The following is a 1169-nucleotide window of genomic DNA, read 5'->3' on the forward strand; positions in this document are numbered from 1 at the left end:
TGAGGATAATAGTGGGGCTATTTGATGAAGAAGCAGGAATTTTTAGACCAATTTATCGCAACCGCAGTAGGGCAGTCTATTCTCGGACAGGCTCCTAGGGGTAGCCAGACTTCAAATGCCTCTGATTATCATTAATACCTGCCCATGGTGCTAGCTTGGGCAAACTGTTCGCAGTATGGTGTTAAAAGGCCGTCTGAAAAATGCGACAGGCTACTTTTAAGTCACTGAACAGCTCAAACATAATGAGACGAAGCACCAAGATCGATATAAAATAAGCTAGACTGTTTTTCAGACACAATCTTATACCAATCAAACTTTACAACACCGTCATGGAGAGTTAGCTGAGCGAGAAGGCAAGGCGAAGTGACAAGTCAGGCCGTAGCTATGGCGAGAAACTTCAACGCAGGATTTTCCCTCAGATGGCCACCGCAATAGAATAGTTAGAAAGCGCGATTGGTATTACATCAACATCAACATCAACATAAACAGAAACTCTCAATACAGTGAATAGCAACAAACTCCACAACATCGTGATTGTTGGTGGCGGTGCTGGCGGTCTTGAGCTGGCCACCCGCCTCGGCAAACGACTTGGCAAAAAGAAAAAGGCCGTCATAACACTGGTCGACGCGAATCGCACCCACTTCTGGAAACCCCTGTTACACGAAGTGGCTGCCGGCTCTATCAACGCATTTGAAGACGAGCTTTCCTATCTGGCCCAGGCAAAATGGAATAATTTTCATTATATTCCCGGAAGAATGAACCGCCTTGACCGCAAAAATAAAACCATTGGCCTTGAGGCTATCACCAGCGATAACAAAGATGTCGTACCCCCAAGAACCCTGAATTATGACACCCTGGTCATCTCTGTAGGCAGCACCGCTAACGATTTCAACACCACTGGCGCTAAAGAGCACTGCCTGTTTCTGGACAATCGCAGCCAGGCAGAACAAATACATACAACGCTGATTAATCACTACCTCCGCGCCCAGGCCAGCGGAAATTCACTATCGAAACTAAAGGTAGCCATCATTGGCGCTGGTGCCACCGGGGTTGAACTGGCTGCCGAGCTTCACAATGCGGCTATTGAGCTAGAGAACTATGGATTGAACGCTATCAAACACAAAAACCTGGAAGTCAGCCTTATTGAAGGGAGTGAGCGCATCCTGCCC

1 protein-coding gene is annotated in these 1169 nt (G+C 47.3%); it reads left to right on the forward strand.

The window, feature by feature from the left end:
- Window positions 1-503: 503 nt before the first annotated feature.
- A partial coding sequence (locus tag V4C51_RS17750) for an NAD(P)/FAD-dependent oxidoreductase (RefSeq protein ID WP_330927499.1) occupies window positions 504-1169 on the forward strand: 666 nt, incomplete at its 3' end.

It is taken from the genome of Candidatus Sororendozoicomonas aggregata, assembly GCF_031528575.1.
In the GTDB taxonomy this organism is placed as follows: domain Bacteria; phylum Pseudomonadota; class Gammaproteobacteria; order Pseudomonadales; family Endozoicomonadaceae; genus Endonucleibacter; species Endonucleibacter aggregata.